Source organism: Pseudocoprococcus catus (genome assembly GCF_019734885.1).
Lineage (GTDB): Bacteria > Bacillota > Clostridia > Lachnospirales > Lachnospiraceae > Coprococcus_A > Coprococcus_A catus.
The window spans coordinates 1-16942 of sequence record NZ_JAAXCM010000064.1 but is presented as its reverse complement, the minus strand read 5'-3'; the positions used below and the strand labels follow the sequence as shown (position 1 = coordinate 16942).

The 16942-nt window shown below is 43.0% G+C and carries 15 protein-coding genes and 2 pseudogenes; 11 read left to right on the top strand and 6 right to left on the bottom strand.

Annotation, left to right across the window (positions count from 1 at the left end; all coding sequences use genetic code 11):
* Positions 1–100: 100 nt before the first annotated feature.
* The 4 genes and pseudogenes from mobB to HED67_RS15850 all read left to right on the top strand — a co-directional run bounded on the left by mobB (position 101) and on the right by HED67_RS15850 (position 3877).
* Entirely contained in the window at positions 101–1225 is a 1125-nt protein-coding gene (mobB, locus tag HED67_RS15870; RefSeq protein WP_221718853.1) for a molybdopterin-guanine dinucleotide biosynthesis protein B, read from the top strand.
* 155 nt (positions 1226–1380) lie between these two features.
* A pseudogene (locus HED67_RS17700) lies at positions 1381–2161 on the top strand (DUF134 domain-containing protein).
* A gap of 367 nt (positions 2162–2528) precedes the next feature.
* On the top strand, positions 2529–3227 hold the full coding sequence (locus HED67_RS15855) for a CoA transferase subunit A (RefSeq protein WP_178439859.1): 699 nt from the start codon (positions 2529–2531) through the stop codon (positions 3225–3227).
* Positions 3227–3877 (top strand): 3-oxoacid CoA-transferase subunit B, encoded by a 651-nt coding sequence (locus tag HED67_RS15850; protein ID WP_178439862.1) that lies wholly within the window; start codon positions 3227–3229, stop codon positions 3875–3877. The genes HED67_RS15855 and HED67_RS15850 overlap by 1 nt, the downstream gene beginning before the upstream one ends.
* A gap of 83 nt (positions 3878–3960) precedes the next feature.
* Here the strand turns inward: HED67_RS15850 and HED67_RS17605 are convergent.
* Positions 3961–4161: pseudogene (locus HED67_RS17605) on the bottom strand (MscL family protein); the annotation flags it as partial.
* Positions 4162–4237: 76 nt separating this feature from the next.
* Positions 4238–5545, bottom strand: a complete 1308-nt coding sequence (locus HED67_RS15840) for an HlyC/CorC family transporter (protein WP_178439865.1) — start codon at positions 5543–5545, stop codon at positions 4238–4240.
* Between the two features lie 215 nt (positions 5546–5760).
* On the opposite strand from HED67_RS15840, the gene HED67_RS15835 reads away from it, so the two are divergent.
* On the top strand, positions 5761–6342 hold the full coding sequence (locus HED67_RS15835) for a zinc dependent phospholipase C family protein (protein WP_178439868.1): 582 nt from the start codon (positions 5761–5763) through the stop codon (positions 6340–6342).
* Positions 6343–6431: 89 nt separating this feature from the next.
* Here HED67_RS15835 and HED67_RS15830 read toward each other — a convergent pair whose 3' ends face one another.
* Both HED67_RS15830 and HED67_RS15825 read right to left on the bottom strand, forming a co-directional pair.
* Positions 6432–7862, bottom strand: a complete 1431-nt coding sequence (locus tag HED67_RS15830; protein ID WP_221718852.1) for a polysaccharide deacetylase family protein — start codon at positions 7860–7862, stop codon at positions 6432–6434.
* A 166-nt stretch (positions 7863–8028) separates the two neighbouring features.
* Entirely contained in the window at positions 8029–9660 is a 1632-nt protein-coding gene (locus tag HED67_RS15825; protein ID WP_221718851.1) for an ABC-F family ATP-binding cassette domain-containing protein, read from the bottom strand.
* Between the two features lie 186 nt (positions 9661–9846).
* On the opposite strand from HED67_RS15825, the gene HED67_RS15820 reads away from it, so the two are divergent.
* Both HED67_RS15820 and HED67_RS15815 read left to right on the top strand, forming a co-directional pair.
* Positions 9847–11658, top strand: a complete 1812-nt coding sequence (locus tag HED67_RS15820; protein ID WP_178439879.1) for an ABC-F family ATP-binding cassette domain-containing protein — start codon at positions 9847–9849, stop codon at positions 11656–11658.
* The gene (locus HED67_RS15815; protein ID WP_221718850.1) at positions 11659–12357 is read left to right on the top strand and encodes a TraX family protein; all 699 of its coding nucleotides are present in this window, start codon (positions 11659–11661) and stop codon (positions 12355–12357) included.
* Here the strand turns inward: HED67_RS15815 and HED67_RS15810 are convergent.
* Positions 12334–12531: a hypothetical protein gene (locus HED67_RS15810; RefSeq protein ID WP_178439885.1), complete on the bottom strand. Its 198-nt coding sequence runs from the start codon at positions 12529–12531 to the stop codon at positions 12334–12336. The two genes, HED67_RS15815 and HED67_RS15810, sit on opposite strands and share 24 nt — an antisense overlap.
* Before the next feature lie 220 nt (positions 12532–12751).
* Between HED67_RS15810 and HED67_RS15805 the strand changes: the two genes are divergently transcribed.
* Positions 12752–13573: an Rpn family recombination-promoting nuclease/putative transposase gene (locus HED67_RS15805; RefSeq protein ID WP_221718849.1), complete on the top strand. Its 822-nt coding sequence runs from the start codon at positions 12752–12754 to the stop codon at positions 13571–13573.
* 241 nt (positions 13574–13814) lie between these two features.
* Here the strand turns inward: HED67_RS15805 and HED67_RS15800 are convergent, their stop codons facing one another.
* A complete protein-coding gene (locus HED67_RS15800; protein WP_178439888.1) occupies positions 13815–14294 on the bottom strand; it encodes an S-ribosylhomocysteine lyase in 480 nt (159 codons plus the stop codon).
* A 459-nt stretch (positions 14295–14753) separates the two neighbouring features.
* Here HED67_RS15800 and HED67_RS15795 point away from each other — a divergent pair, with 459 nt between their 5' ends.
* The 3 genes from HED67_RS15795 to HED67_RS15785 all read left to right on the top strand — a co-directional run bounded on the left by HED67_RS15795 (position 14754) and on the right by HED67_RS15785 (position 16793).
* Positions 14754–15800 carry a lactonase family protein gene (locus HED67_RS15795; protein WP_221718848.1) on the top strand — a complete coding sequence of 349 codons (1047 nt, stop codon included), beginning with the start codon at positions 14754–14756 and terminating at the stop codon, positions 15798–15800.
* A gap of 512 nt (positions 15801–16312) precedes the next feature.
* A complete protein-coding gene (locus HED67_RS15790; protein WP_221718847.1) occupies positions 16313–16582 on the top strand; it encodes a virulence-associated E family protein in 270 nt (89 codons plus the stop codon).
* A 13-nt stretch (positions 16583–16595) separates the two neighbouring features.
* Complete coding sequence (locus tag HED67_RS15785) at positions 16596–16793, top strand: hypothetical protein (protein WP_221718846.1); 198 nt, start codon at positions 16596–16598, stop codon at positions 16791–16793.
* Positions 16794–16942: the final 149 nt, after the last annotated feature.

The following is a 16942-nucleotide window of genomic DNA, read 5'->3' as shown; positions in this document are numbered from 1 at the left end:
TGTAGAATAAGAGGAATCCTGTTTACAAAGGATAACCCCCGTATTGCCTTTAGTTAAAAGGGAATACGGGGATTTTTATATCATTTGGGAGTGAAAAATAATGACAAAGCAGTCTTTAAAATGTCATAAAGCGGCGATTCTTTTGGGCGGCCATTCATCCAGAATGGGCGGACAGCCAAAGTTTCTGCTGAAGGATGGAAAAGGCCAATCTTATCTGAAAAGGCAGATCAAGGCATTGGAAAAAGCAGATAGGATTTATCTGTCAGCAGCCGATGCGGCGCAGTTGGCGCTTATTCAAAATGTGTACAAAGATAAGTATTGTTATGGGCTTATAGACGTTGTCAAAGACTGCGGCCCCTTAGGCGGCCTATACACGGTCTTGCAGCAGTTAAGGGATGAAGATGAATGGATTTTTGTGACAGCCTGCGATGTCCCGGAATTAACAGAAAACATGGTTGGTGGCCTGGTTCAGATGTCTGCGGATGCGTATGAACAGGGATATGACTGTCTGGTTTATCAGGACAGTCGTGGACGAATCCATCCTTTATGTGGTCTGTATCGCCCGTCGCTTTTGCCGGTAATTCAGCAAATGCTGTGGTATAAAGATTATAAAATGATGCATTTGCTGATTCGAAGCCGCTGTTTGATTGTGTCATCGGCAGAGATGGGGATCCCGGATACATATTTTGTCAATATCAATACGCCGGAAGCGTATGAACGGTGGAAAAATACATCTTTGAACATGCCGAAAGAACAGAAAATATTATGCATCTGCGGTATCAAAAATTCCGGCAAGACCACCTATATTGAAAAACTGCTTAAAGAAATAAAAGCCCATGGCAAAAGTGCGGCAGTGATCAAACATGACGGTCACGATTTTGAAGGGGACAGGCCGGGAACAGATACCTACAGATATCATCAAGCCGGTGCTGCGGCGACAGCGATTTTTTCTAAGAACAGATATATGATCAATGCAGATGAAGAAATCGATTTGCAGCAGCTGATCAGCGGATTTTCAGATGCAGATGTTATTCTTGTGGAAGGCATGAAGCAGAGTGAATTGCCGAAGATAGAAATCGTCAGAGAGATAATATCCCGTACATTATCCTGCTGCGGGAAGAACTTGATTGCTGTTGTAACAGATTGTGAAGCGGATTTTGACGGAATAGAAAAATGGCCATTGGAGGATTGCAGCCGTTGTCTGAACTATTTGTTTCAAGGCTGATTGAGTTACTGATAAAAAGATAAGTTATTGACATATGTCGATAACTGTGGTATAAATGACATATGCCATTTATAACGATGAGTTGAATAACTAAAAATGGTGATGCTGATTGCGCGCATCGGTATGACTGTTTGTGTGAGAAAGAGGATGAAGAGATGCCAAGACCAAGAAAGTGCCGAAAGGTATGCTGTCTTCCAAAGGTGTCCGAATTTATACCTTCCTGCGGGGGAGCAGATGAGGCATGCGTTGTGATGACAGTGGATGAATATGAGACGATCCGTCTTATAGATAAAGAGAATTTTTCACAGGAAGAATGCGGAAAATATATGCACATTGCCAGAACGACGGTACAGCAGATCTATGATAATGCCAGAAAGAAACTGGCGGAAGTTGTCGTAGACGGGAAGGTGCTGAAGATTGAGGGCGGGGACTATCGATTATGTGATGGCGCAGAGACAACTTGCGGGTGCGGCGGATGTCCAAAACATCGATGCCGAGCTCAGGTATTGAACAAGGATAAGGGGGATCATTAAAATGAAGATTGCAGTAACATACGATAATGGAGAGATTTTTCAGCATTTTGGTCATACAGAACAGTTTAAGCTGTATGATATAGAGAATGGAAAGGTTGTTGCTTCAGAAGTTGTAGGAACAAACGGCAGCGGACATGGTGCTTTGGCAGGATTCCTGGCAGAACATCAGGTACAGGTACTGATCTGCGGCGGTATCGGAGGCGGAGCTCAGAATGCCCTGGCTCAGGCAGGTATCAAACTGTTTGGCGGATGCAGCGGCAATGCAGATCAGGCGGTTGAAGCACTTCTGGAAGGTCAGTTGAATTATGATGCAGATGTCAAGTGCAGTCATCATGATCATGAACATGGTGAGGGTGGTCATCAGTGCGGCAATCACGGATGCGGCAGTCATTCATGCCATTAGCATCAGGTATCACATTTGTACATGCGGTCTGTTCTATCATAAGTGAGTTACCAAATATGTCTAAAAAGCGTACACAATGATATATGTGTACGCTTTTTGTACATTTAACGGCAAAAAGCATAAATACAGAAGGAAAGTTAAAGATAAATTGGTGAAATTAATATAATATGTACTAAAAATAGACACATGAGACATTAAAAAGTTATTTTTATGTTATAAATGTATTTATACAAAAACAATTTTTGGCGATAAAATGGGGGACTTAGCATTATTTAGCTTCTATTTTAAATAATTGGCACGGGAGTTGCTTTTTATATAGGCAAGGATAAAAACTAAAAGCTTTTTATATAAGGAGGAAGTGGGCGAAATGGCTAAGACTCAGATTACAACAGCAGCAGAAGCAGCAGCTCTGGTAAAAGATGGTATGACATTAATGGTGGGGGGCTTTATGGCAAACGGTACACCGGAACCGATCATTGATGAATTGGTAAAAAGCAATGTAAAGGATTTGACGGTTATCTGCAATGATGCGGGTTTTGGAAGAAAGAAGGATAAGGTTACAGGCGAATGGAAAGGGGCCGCAAGAGGTGTCGGCAAGCTTGTAGAAAACGGACAGGTAAAAAAACTGATTGCATCTCATGTTGGATTGAATCCGGAATTTGGTGCCAAATATTTTGAAGGTGAAATTGATCTGGAGCTTGTACCGCAGGGAACACTGGCAGAGAGAATCAGATGCGGTGGTTCAGGTCTCGGCGGTTTTTATACACCGACAGGGGTTGGTACAGAAGTGGCAGAGGGCAAAGAAATCAAGGAAATCGATGGTATTGAATATATTCTTGAATTGCCGCTGCATGCAGATGTCGCTTTGATTGGAGGGCATACAGCAGATGCTGCCGGCAATTTACGCTATATCGGGTCCGAACGAAACTTTAACCCGATGATGGCCATGGCAGCAGATACGGTGATTGCCGGTGTATCTGAAATTGTGGATGCAGGACAGATTGGTGCAGATTACGTTGAGACACCTGGAATTTTTGTAGATTATCTTGTAGGAGGAGCAGAATAATGGGAGATATTAAGAATTTTATTGCAGCACGTGTAGCCAAAGAGTTAAAAGATGGAGATGTTGTTAATCTTGGTATCGGACTGCCTACGCTGGTTCCGAACCATCTCCCGGAAGGTGTGGATCTTACATTGCAGTCAGAGAATGGATTTGTAGGTCTTGTACCCCTTGAAGAAGGCAGGGAAAGCCCGCATATTGTCAATGCCGGCGGTGCGATGGCTGGTATTGCAGATGATGGTGCCTTCTTCTCAAGCGCAGATTCATTCGCAATTATTCGCGGCGGTCATGTAGATGTCACAGTCCTTGGTTCTCTTCAAGTGGATGAGAAAGGAAACATTGCTAATTATAAGATACCGGGCAAAATGCTTCCTGGTATGGGCGGTGCCATGGACCTGGTTGTGGGGGCAAAGAAAGTTATTGTGGCTATGGAACATACCAATAAAGGCAAACACAAGATCCTTAAAGAATGTACATTGCCTTTGACCGCAAAGGGACAGGTAGATTTGATCGTGACTGAGATGGGAGTGATGAAGGTCACACATGAAGGACTGGCACTGGTTGAATATAATCCGGAGTATACGATTGAAGAAATTCAGGCTGCAACGGAAGCAGAACTGATTATTGCAGATGATTTAAGGGAAATGGCTGTGTAGAAAAAGAAGCTTCGTAAGATGGTTGTGGTGTGAGAAAATATCCATCTTATGAGGCTTCTTTTGTAAGCAAAAATGATAACGGATTATGGTTCAGGCTTTTCGAGGGTAGATGCACAGTGCGGACACTTGACAGCATCAATATGTATCTCAGACTTACAGTATGGACAAACCTTGGTTGTCGGAGCTGCCGCAGGTGCAGGTTTCTTCAGCTTGTTGATCACTTTCATAAACAGGAAAACAACAAAAGCCAGGATCAGAAATTGAATGACGTTTTGAATAAAACTGCCATAGGCAAATTAAATTCTTTTAACATTTTTAACCCTCGATTCTCTTAAAAATTCTATAGCGGCATCTGATATATCAATGTTCAGATGCATTATGCTCAGATTCTGCTTCCGGCAGATGGATATCAATATCGGCAATACGATGTTTGTCCATCTTCATAACCGTGAAACGGATACCGTTGATATCGATATATTCACCTTCTGTAGGAATATGCCCGAGTTCATGGATCATATGCCCGGCGATGGAGTCATAATCCTCGGATTCAAGGTGAAGTCCAAGAAGCTTGTCGATGTCATCGAGTTTGGTTGTACCATCAACGGTATATTCATGGTCATTCACCTTGCGGATATCGTCTGTCTCTTCTTCGTCATATTCATCACGGATTTCGCCGACGATTTCTTCAAGCAGGTCCTCAAGTGTAATGAGTCCGGCAACGGCACCGTATTCATCAAGTACCATGGCCATACTGATGGAATTCTTCTGCATATCCACCATCAGATCAGAAATTCTCTTGAATTCATAGGTGAAATATGGCCGACGAAGAATCTTGCGAATTGAGAAATTGTCAGGAATATCATTATAACAGAAAACATCCTTCAGATTCAAAACACCGATGACATGATCCTTGTCACCTTCATAAACCGGCACACGGGAGTACTTATCACGTCTGAAAACAGAGAGTACTTCTTCATAATTGCTCTCTACATCCATAAATTCTATATCGATACGTGGTACCATCACATCGCTGGCAACAGAATCGCCGAAATCTACAACGTTGGTGATCATCTCTTTCTCTTCGGATTCAATGACACCGTCTTCGTGACTGACGTCAATAACGGTCAGAAGCTCATTCTCCGTCATAGCCTTCGTCTTGGCGTTGGGATTGATGCCCATCAGGCGCATAACTCCATAAGAAAGGTGGTTGATTACGAAGATAGCAGGGGTCAGAATACGGGTCAGCCAGTAGATGATTGCGGCATCGCCCAATGCTATCTTCTCTGCGTTGATGGTTGCTGCGGACTTAGGTGTGATCTCACCGAAAATTAAGATCAAAATTGTCAGGATACCGGTTGCAAGGCCGACAAAGGTTGCAGTGTTGGTACCGGCACCGAGCTGGGCTGCTATCTTGGTAGCCAGCATTGTTGATAATGAGGACGCACTCAGATTGACAATATTATTGCCAATAAGGATGGCACTCAGCATCTTGGATGGATTATCCGTCAGTTCCTTGACAAGAATGGCACGCTTGTCCCCTTCCTCGGCAAGGCCTCGGATACGAATCTTGTTGACACAGGTTAATGCAGTTTCTGCAGATGAAAAAAAGGCTGATAAAGCCAGTAAAATAACTAGAATAAGAAGCTGCATCGCGTCACTGGAATCCAAAAAATCATCTCCTCTATATGTTCATATATGGATTAATTTTATATGATGGGGGTGTCAATGTCAAGGTGAATGCGTATTTCATATGTGAAGGAATGTGAATTTTTTTGTAAATGATATTGATTCTTGTTTAGGATAGGTGTACAATAATGTAGATGTTACGAAACGACAGTTATAGCGGATGGTACCGCTGCCATATATGTGTGGAGGGTTTCATATTGAGAAAAAAATCTCATTTATCATTAGCAGGATACATAGTAGATGTTGTGGATGCAGATATGATCGACCATCCTCTGGCTTTCAGATTCGGAAGTCTGGAACCGGACCTTGTGCCAACCTTTATTACAACCAAACACAGAATAGATCTGACATTCCACAAACTGGAGAAGAAGATTAACAAAGTGATTGATGAATATGACAAGAATAAAGGAATGACCATTGGTCTGTCAAAGGATCTGGGGATTATTACCCACTATATTGCGGATTACTTTACATTCCCGCATAACATTGAATATCCTGGAACAATGACAGAGCATATTCATTATGAAGCACAGTTGAAGGTGGATTTTAGAGAATTTGTGCAGAAGATGAAAGAAAAGCATGCACATTTCCAGGAAGTGAATATGCAGTCCGCAGATGAGATTTGTACATTCATCAGAAAATGTCATGAAGAATATCTGCATGCAGTCAAATCTGTAGAAAATGACTGCCGATATATCCTTCAGATCTGTGCCCAGGTCGTAGGCGCTATCCTGCATCTGCTGCAGCAGAACAGCATGCCGTTGGGATGCTATATGTAAAATACTTTGACAAAAGGAACGAAATTGGTATTCAAGCGAGTATGAATATCAATTTCGTTCCTTTTGTGTTATCATTAAGTCGTTTTTAATTAGTTGTTGACACCATGGTGTGCTGTCGGACTATCAGCCTTCAGCGGCAGAAATGTATAGCCATGTGCCAGTCCCCACTGGATAATCTGTTCAACACCATTGACGCTGAATCCTTTGATATCGTGCTGAAGAACGATGGAAATGTCGTGCTGCTGAATGCCGGAGATGACATTTTGAACGACAACAGAGGTATCGGTTGTCTCACCGGCGTCTCCGCTGGCAACATTCCAGTCAAAATACTGGAAGCCCATATCTGTAAGATCCTGAGTCAGTTTGGTCATGATACCGGAGCAATAGTTCTTGCTGACTGTGTTGGAGCTTCCGCCCGGAAAACGAACAAGGGTCGTATGAATGCCAGTAGCGTTTTCAATGGTTTCCTGCTGTTTGCGAAGATCAGCAAAGTAGGCATCTTCGCTGGAATAAATCGTGGCGTAATCATGGGTTGCACTGTGAATACCGATGGAATGACCGGCATCAGCTTCGGCTTTCAGTAAATCCGGATGTCCGGACCCGACAGTAAAGAACGTAACCTTCACGTTGTATTTATCAAGAATATCCAGAAGCTTTGAAGTATATTCACCGGGACCGTCATCAAAGGTCAGATAAACGATTTTGCCTGTTGGATTAACAGTATCAGACTGTCTGACTGGTTCAACAGTGACGGTTCGTGTGTCAGATGCTTCATTGCCGTAGTTATCTTTGACGGTATAGGTCAGTGTATAAGTTCCGGCACTGTAGGTGTTGACAGAACCTTCAACGGTAACCTTGGATGTCAGATCACCGTCTACATTGTCTGCAGCTGTATATCCCGGATCCTTATAATCAGAACCGGCTTGGATCGTCATTTCGCTGTCACCTTTTAATGTCAGTGTCGGCGGAATCGGGTCGTCATAGAAAATCTTTCGGGTTATCGTTGTTTCATTGCCTGAGCTGTCGGAAACTTTATAAATGACATTGCCGTCTTTTTCCTCACTGGTTACTTCCTTAGTCAGATCGCCATCTACATTGTCTGTTGCGGAGTAGCCTTCTTCTTCATATGGGTGCCCGGGAAGTGTGTAATGGTCAGGATCCGTCACAAGTTTGATTTCCGGAGGAATGGTATCAACTACATGAACGGTTTTTGTGGCTTCACCCTTCCAGAAAAGGAAAGAAGCATGGTAAGTGATAGTGTAGTTCCCGAGTTTTGATGTATCAACAGAACCTTCGGAGGTGACTGCTGCCGGGAAACCGTTTTTTAACAGGTATCTGCCTTTCAGTGCAGCGGTTGCAGCCGTGTCATCGTAAGCTTCGCCGTATTCAGTCTTGATATCATTTTCTTTACCGCAATCAATTTCAATATGCCATTTGTCGATGGAGAAAACAAAAATACTTCCGGAAGCAGCCAGAATAAATAGAATCAATATTGTCAAAAATAATCTTTTGTTTTTCATAAGAATAATCTTTTGTAAGCCTCCCCAAAAAATAGATAATAAGTAAAAAGAGCAGCAAAGAAAAAATATTCTCTGCTGCTCTTAGCATATCATATAAAGCCTGTTAAAGGTTTTAAAAAATCCTTAAGAATTGCTGACAAGTGCATATGTTTCTGCGGTTGCAGCATTAATCGTCAGCTTCAGCTTCCATATTGAGAATCTGACGTTTTCTGGCCATCTCATCATTTTCAAGATATTCATCGTAAGTACATTGTTTGTCAATAAGACCACCTGGTGTCAGTTCCATGATACGGTTGGCAACGGTCTGTACAAACTGGTGGTCCTGGGAAGTGAATAACAGGACGCCCGGATATTTGATCAGGCTGTTGTTCAGAGCTGTGATGGATTCCATGTCCAAATGGTTGGTTGGTTCGTCCATCAGCATGGTGTTGGCACCGGACATCATCATCTTGGAAAGCATACAGCGGACACGCTCGCCACCGGAGAGAACGTTGACCTTCTTCAGACCGTCATCGCCTGAGAAGAGCATACGGCCGAGGAAACCGCGGACAAATGTCACATCCTTTTCAGGGGAGTACTGCATCAGCCAGTCAACGATACTGTCTTCGCTTGTAAATTCAGCAGTGTTGTCCTTCGGGAAGTAAGTCTGTGTTGTGGTAACACCCCACTTATAAGAACCCTCATCCGGTTCCATTTCACCGGCCAGAATCTTGAAAAGAGCGGTTGTGGCGTTAACATTCGGGCCGACAAAAGCTACTTTATCATCATGGCCCAGGGTGAAGGAGATATTGTCAAGGAGCTTCACGCCGTCAATGGTCTTGGAAATGCCTTCAACATGGAGGACTTCGTTGCCAATTTCACGGTTTGGCTTGAAGTCGATATATGGATACTTACGGCTGGAAGGACGAATCTCATCCAGCTGGATTTTCTCAAGGGCACGTTTTCTGGAAGTGGCCTGTTTGGATTTGGAAGCGTTGGCGGAGAAACGCTGGATGAATTCCTGCAGTTCCTTAATCTTTTCTTCCTTCTTCTTGTTGGCTTCCTTCATCTGTTTGATCATCAGCTGACTGGATTCATACCAGAAATCGTAGTTGCCGGAGTAAAGCTGGATCTTGGCATAATCAATATCAGCGATATGCGTACAGACTTTGTTCAGGAAATAACGGTCATGGGAGACAACGATAACGGTATTGTTGAAGTTGATCAGAAACTCTTCAAGCCATGCGATAGCATCCAGATCCAAATGGTTGGTCGGCTCGTCTAAGAGCAGAATGTCCGGATTGCCAAACAGGGCTTTGGCAAGAAGAACCTTGATCTTCTGACCGCCGTCCAGCTCGCGCATATAAGCGTAGTGGAGATCTGTTTCGATACCGAGACCGTTTAACAGAGTTGCAGCATCGCTTTCAGCTTCCCAGCCGTTTAAGTCGGCGAATTCACCTTCAAGTTCGCTGGCACGGACACCGTCTTCGTCTGTAAAATCTTCTTTGGCATAAATAGCGTCTTTTTCCTTCATGATCTCATAGAGACGTTTGTTGCCCAGGATAACAGTGTCTAATACCTGATAATCATCATATTTATAATGGTCCTGTTCCAGTACGGATAAACGCTGGCCAGGTGTGATTGCGATATCGCCCTTGCTCGGTTCGATGACACCAGAGAGAATTTTCAGGAAAGTAGACTTCCCGGCACCGTTGGCGCCAATCAGACCATAGCAGTTGCCTTCGGTAAACTTAATATTCACATCTTCAAAGAGTGCGCGTTTGCCAATGCGCAGAGTAACATTATTTGCACTAATCATAGATAAACCTTTCTGTTTGTGTACATATCATTCAGCAGTTACGCCAATTTTTAATAATTTAGACTGCAATCCCTATTGTACCGTATTTTAGCTAATTTGCAAGCCTTTTCAATGGAAAATACAATTGACGGTTATGTAAATTTCATTTATCATTATTAAAGATAAAAAAGATAGAGGTATTTTTTTATGAATATAATGAATATTGAACATATAAGCAAAATTTTTGGTGAGAAGACGATTTTTGATGATGCCTCCATCGGCATTCAGGAAGGCGACAAGATCGGTATTGTGGGCATCAATGGCACCGGCAAATCCACACTGCTTCGAATGATCGCAGGCGATGAAGTGCCGGATTCCGGCAATATTATCCGGCAGAATCAGCTGAAGCTGGCATGGCTGCCTCAGGAGCCGAAGTTTCCGGAAGGAGCGACCATTCTTTCTTATGCAGGCGATGATGAGACAGGATGGAAGGTTCAGAGCAACTTAAGTCAGCTGGGAATTATGGATTACAGTACGCCTATTGAGCAACTCTCCGGCGGCCAGAAGCGTAAAGTGGCTCTGGCCAAGGTGCTGGCACAGGATTTTGATGTGCTGCTTTTGGATGAGCCCACCAACCATTTGGACAGTGCCATGATCCGGTGGCTGGAAGATTACCTGAAGAATTTCAGGGGAACGATTCTCATGGTGACCCATGACCGATATTTCCTTGACCAGGTGACGAACAAGATTCTGGAGATCAGCCAGGGCAAGATCTACAGCTATGAATCCAACTATTCCGGGTTCCTTGAATTAAAGGCGGCCAGAGAAGAGATGGAATTGGCAACGGAGCGCAAGCGCCAGAGTGTCCTTAGAATGGAACTGGAATGGGCCAAGAGAGGATGCCGTGCCAGAACCACCAAACAGCGTGCCAGACTGGAACGGTTAGAGGCGCTGAAGAACGGAACGGCACCGGAGCAGGCACAGGTTGTGGAGATGGATTCCATTGAGACACGTATGGGTAAAAAGACCATTGAACTGCAGCATCTGAGCAAGCGTTATGGTGATAAAGTCATTCTGGATGATTACAGTTATATTTTCCTGAGAAATCAAAAGGTAGGCATCATTGGTCCGAACGGCTGCGGCAAATCCACACTGATGAAGATGCTGGTGGGACAGGTGGAACCGGATTCCGGTGTCATTGAGATTGGGGAGACCATCCGTATGGGCTATTTTGCCCAGGATGAGAAGGAAATGGATGACCGTCAGCGGGTCATTGATTATGTCAAGGACATCGGAGAATATATTATTACCCGCGACGGCAGGATCAGTGCTTCCCAGATGCTGGAGCGATTTCTTTTTACACCGGAAATGCAGTATGCGCCGATCGGCAAATTATCCGGCGGTGAGAAGCGCCGTCTGTATCTGCTTGGTGTTTTATGTCAGAATATCAATGTCCTTCTGTTAGATGAGGCCTCCAACAATCTGGATATTCCGACCATGACAATCCTGGAGGATTATTTGAATTCATTTGTAGGCATTGTGGTGGCTGTTTCCCATGACCGATATTTCCTTGATAATGTGGCGGATCGTATTCTGGAATTTGACGGACAGGGTCACATCCGACAGTATGAGGGCGGTTATACCGATTATCTGGAAGCCCATGAGAAACGTTTCGGCACAGCGCCGGATATGAGTCTGACCAATAAGACAAAGGCTGACAGCGGCGAGAAGAAAAACAGTTCCAAAGACTGGAAGCAGAACAGACCGGTGAAGTTAAAGTTTACATTCAGTGAACAGAAGGAATTTGATACCATCGATGATGACATTGCAGCCCTTGAAGCGAAGATTGAGCAGATTGATGCAGATATGATGAAGTTTGCCACAGATTCAGGAAAACTCAATGACCTGATGAAGGAAAAAGACGCAGCTGAGGCAGCCCTTGAGGAGAAGATGGAGCGCTGGGTGTATCTGAATGATCTGGCAGAGCGGATTGAAGCACAGAAACAGGGAGGAAAATAAATGAACCCTTCGGTGGATTTATCCCGGTATCAGCGGATGGACGGCACAGTACTGAAGCTGATTGCTTGTCTGTCCATGTTCATTGACCATCTGGGGGCAGTATGCTTCAGCGGGATGATGGGATTTCGTATTATCGGACGATTAGCCTTTCCCATCTACTGTTTTTTGCTGGTGGAAGGGGCTGTGCATACCCATGACATGAAGAAATATATTTTGCGTATGGGTATTTTTGCATTGATTTCTGAGGTTCCTTTCGACCTGGCTTTTTATCACCGGTTGGTCTATACGGAGCATCAGAATGTATTTTTTACCCTGGGACTGGGACTTCTGGCTATCTGGTTCCTTGAGCATCCCATTGAGCATCTGGACATTCCGGATGTACTCTATAAATTGCTTGTTATTATTGTAGCGGGGCTGATCGCTGAATTTTTCAATACGGATTATGGTTTTACGGGGATTGCGGTTATCTGTGTTTTTTATTATCTGCGGGAGCAGCCTCAGTTAAAATATCCCATTGCGGCGATCCTTCTGGCTGCTATGGGCGATGTTGAAGTTTATGCGGTGCTGGCACTGATCCCGATCCTGCTTTATAATGGGCGGAGGGGCCGGCAGACGAAAGTCATGCAGTACGGTTTTTATATCTTTTATCCGGCCCATCTGCTTTTGCTGGCTGTGTTATACCATCTTTTCGTCCTGTGAGGGTGAAGAGGATTTTGGCGGAAAATCGCCGATGTAGGGCGGAAGATGGTCATCACGGACTGTCATCCGGTCTGAACCGTCAGTACCGTCGGTGCTGTCAGACTGTGTCATAGTGAGAGATTCAGCCCTTTGAAAATAGTGATTCGGATGAAAAGAAATCTGCGGTTCTATCATAGGAAACCTCCTTGTATGGTTTGGATTTATGGTAGTATGCCGCAGAATTTTGTTTTTATGTCTTGAAAAATAAGTATAGATTTTGGAAAGCGGGGAATTGATAATAAAATATTCAAAATATGTATGTGGTAGAAGCAAACAATATAGTTGTTTTGTATTGATACATGGTGTATAATTTAGTTATAGGATTCCTCTTGCATGGTTTGTGTTGGAGGACGATATGAGAAAGAAATTACAGGACTTAACGATTAAAGATGCTTTCATGTTTGCGGCAGTGATGTCAGATACGGAACAGTGTCGCCATTTGCTGGAACTTGTGTTGGAAATGCCGATTTTGGAAGTAGATGTGATAACTGAAAAAAGCATCAGTTATCATCCGGAATACCATGGCGTACGGTTAGATGTTCTGGCAGAAGAGGCCGGAACAAAGCGCCGATTTAATGTTGAGATGCAGGTGAAAACGGAGCATGCACTGGCTAAGCGGAGCAGATATTATCATGCACAGATGGACATGGATGCATTGTTTGCAGGAGAAGCATATGACAAATTGTCGGATACATATGTCATTTTTATCTGTGATTTTGCTCCGTTTGCCAGTGAATTGTATCGTTACAGTGTACGGAACATGATTTGGGAAACGAAGGAACCGTTGAATGATGGCAGTCAGACTATCATTTTGAGCACAAAAGGGAAAAACAAGTCGGAAGTTTCAATAGAACTGGTGAATTTTCTCGAATATGTGGGTCAAGAGAATGATGAACCAGCATCGGATGATGACTATGTAAGAAGAATACAGGAACAGATAAAGCGCATTAAGCAGAACCGTGACTGGGAGGGAAAGTATATGTTGTTGGAAGAGATGATGCGGGATGAAAGAATGGAGGGCATGCAGGAGGGGCTGAAAAAAGGCATGCAGCAAGGTCAGGAACGAATTAATCAATTGATTATTCTGTTGTCGAAACAAAACCGCAGTGAAGATATTATTAAGGCTGCTTCAGACAAAGAATATCAGGAAAAGCTGTTAAAAGAATTTAATCTGTAGTCGGCAAGTAAGTTAGAGTTGATAAAAAACAAAAGTTACAAAAGAGTATAGCAGTATCATTAGGAAACAGAAGATAAGGGAAGAAAATGAAAATAGAAAATGTAAGCAGTTTACTTAAGTTGCATGACAAGAGGAATCCTGTTTACAAAAGACAAAGCCCATATTTCCGGAGATGTATGTCTGAAATTTCAGATATATTTAGTGGAGATGTGGGCTGAATTTATATTTATTTTATTGATTTTTATTCCGGATAAACCAGTCTGCTGTCATCGATATTGTACAGTACGTTGTCCAGATAGCGCTTAGCCAGATAATTAGCCATTGGCAGGTTCATATCCAGATAATTGCCGCAGTCCTTCGGACTTGCACCTGGCACTTCGTCTTTGAAGTCTCTGATGAATTCAAACATCTCAATCATCAGAGGAACAATCTCTTTGGAAGTCAGATCACCTGCCAGCAGCAGATAAAAGCCTGTGCGGCAGCCCATTGGTCCAAAGTAAATGGTTTTATCACCGTAAACCGGATGGTTGCGCAAAAAAGTAGCAGCCAGATGTTCAATAGTGTGTACTTCGGCTGTGTTCATTACCGGTTCATCGTTAGGGCTGGTCATACGCAGGTCAAAGGTTGTGATGACTTCTCTGCCAATGGTATCCTTACGGGAAACATAAACACCGGGAACAAGCTTTAAATGGTCAATTGTAAAACTGGCAATTTTCTCCATAGTAAAATCCTCCTTAAACAGTGGGCGAAACGCAGAAGTTTTTTGAAGTTATTAATCTTCATCCTTCAAAGAAAGCACACTCGCGTTGCCTAAACCTGGCAGCAGTACATAAGGCACTAAAAGACAGTGCCTTATGTACTGGCCGGGTTAGAAGCACCTGCTTTGAAGGATGAATGATTGGCAACTATCTAAGAATACAGAGCATTTCGCGTTGAGTATAATTCTAAAAATAAGATAATGTGTTTTATGAATAAAATAATATCAGTATGAGCTTACTACAAATGACGTTAGACGTCAATGTTTTACTTGGGGTTATTGTGGACATCTGGGATGGAATATGGTACACTTACGTTTAGAAAATAGCGGTAAATGTGCCTGTTTTGGATGGATGATTGAATTTTTTAAATAATAAGGAGATTCAGTTTAGAATGGCAGATGGCTTTGAGAGGAGTTTTTAGAATGGCAGATAAATATGTAGCATATGTGGGTTCTTATACAAGAGGTGAGAGTGACGGTATTTACATTCTGGATGCGAATGTGGAATATGCATACTTTAAGGTAAGAGGCTCATTTAAGATCAACAATCCTTCATTTCTGAGATTATCCCATGATGAACAGTACCTGTACAGCAATTGTGATGAAGGCGTGGCTTCTTTTAAGATTCTGCCGGACGGCGGTCTTGAATTGATGAATAAGGCATCGGTGAATGGCCTGAGACCTTGTTATCTGTCTGTGGACAGAGCCAATCGTTATTTGCTGACAGCAGGTTATCATGACGGAAAGTTGACGGTTTTAAGATTAAATGAGGATGGTACGATTCAGGGTGTGACGGATGAAGTCTTTATGAAGGGACTTGGCAGTATTGCCGGAAGAAATTACCGCTGTCATGTGAATTGTGCGATTTTCTCACCGGATGAACGTTTCATTATGGCTGTTGATCTTGGTATGGATCAGGTAAAGGTTTATGAGTTTAATCATGAAACAGGCAAGATTAAGCTTCATGATATTCTGAGATGCGAACTGGAATCCGGACCGAAGCATATGATCTTCACATCGGATGGCCGTTATGCTTATCTGACCCATGAGAATAAATGCTGCGTGACGAAGTATGCCTATGATGCTGAGACTGCTCATTTTACAAAGCTTCAGACAATTTCTACTTTGCCTGAAAAGTATGATAACTATAACAGTGCCATTACATTGAAACTGACACCGGACGACAGATATCTTTTTGTCACCAACTCTGGCAACAACTCTGTAGCCATCTATGAGATTAATGAAGAGGATCAGATGATGAAGACACTTTGTATCCTTCCGGTCAGCGGTGAATATCCGAGGGATCTGGCGATTATGCCGGGAGATCAGATGTTTGTGTCTGTCAATCAGGAAGGCAATTCCATGACATCCTTCAAAGTCAACTATGACAAAGGCTATATTATGATGAGCGGAGCGCCATTGAAGATGCCGTCACCGACATCTATTCAGTTGAAACAGATATTTGAATAGGTAAATTGCGATTTTTAAGAACATATGAGATGATCAAGTCATTTTGTATGTTCTTTTTTGTTACTGGTGTAGTAAGTTTGAAGAGACTTCTTAATCAATCAATTTTAAAGAGTTGGAGCTCCAAAATGATTAAAAGTCTCTTGAGGCTTATTTTTTTACCTTAAAGACCAAAATTGTATTTTGTAAAAAACAATTTCAAAACATGTCCGTATTTTGTTTCGTCAGTACAGAGATTGTGTAAGGAACTTTAAAAAGATGACACGAAATCAAAAAAGATGCAGTAAGGGGGCTGTAAAAAGACCTCTGAGCATTTCGTTTAGTGTAAGAATCTTTTTTACTTCTTACACGAACCTTGAAAACGAAACAGCCTGCCCGTAGTGATACCAGAACTGAATAGGCATTCAGCGTGTCTTTTCTGGTTGATACGTCCCGGAAACATCAGAACCCGGTACAGGAACGGATATGGGATGAGAACAGGAACTTAATAAACGAAGGAGGGAGGACATCTGACTATGACAGAGAAACAGGGATTCATAGAAGCCAACAGCCGGGCATACCACCCAATCTGTGAGTATCTGGAACAACTGGAATGGGACGGACAGGAGCGAATCCGTTATGTACTGCAACGGTATATGGGAGCTGATGCTTCGGATTTTGTCTATGAGGTTGTGAAACATTTCCTGATGGAAGCGTTGAGCAGAATCTATCGTCCGGGTTGTAAGGCAGATGAAATGCTCTGTTTGGTAGGTCAGCAGGGAGCCGGGAAAATTCGAGACAAATGAGATCTGTTCCATTATGGATACACAGATTACCGGCTGGAAGAGGGCAGGAGTTCACAGATTTTCAAGGGAAGGATATGGTAGACAGAGAAGCTGGGTTAGGGAAGGAACAGAAGAGGGTGGCAACGAACCGGACAAAGACGGATTTACGAAGCTGACGAAGGCAGAACAGTTGGAACTGCCATTTGACTTGCCCGACAGAGAGAAAGGCTGATTTTGACACCGGAAGGCTACAAATTTCCCGTAAATTTATCGCTTGTTGACACCTAAAACCCTTATATTTACTCAATGTCATTAACTTTAGCAAAAAGCAGAAATCGTAATTATTATAAATTATGATTCCTGCTTTTTTACTTTTGATAT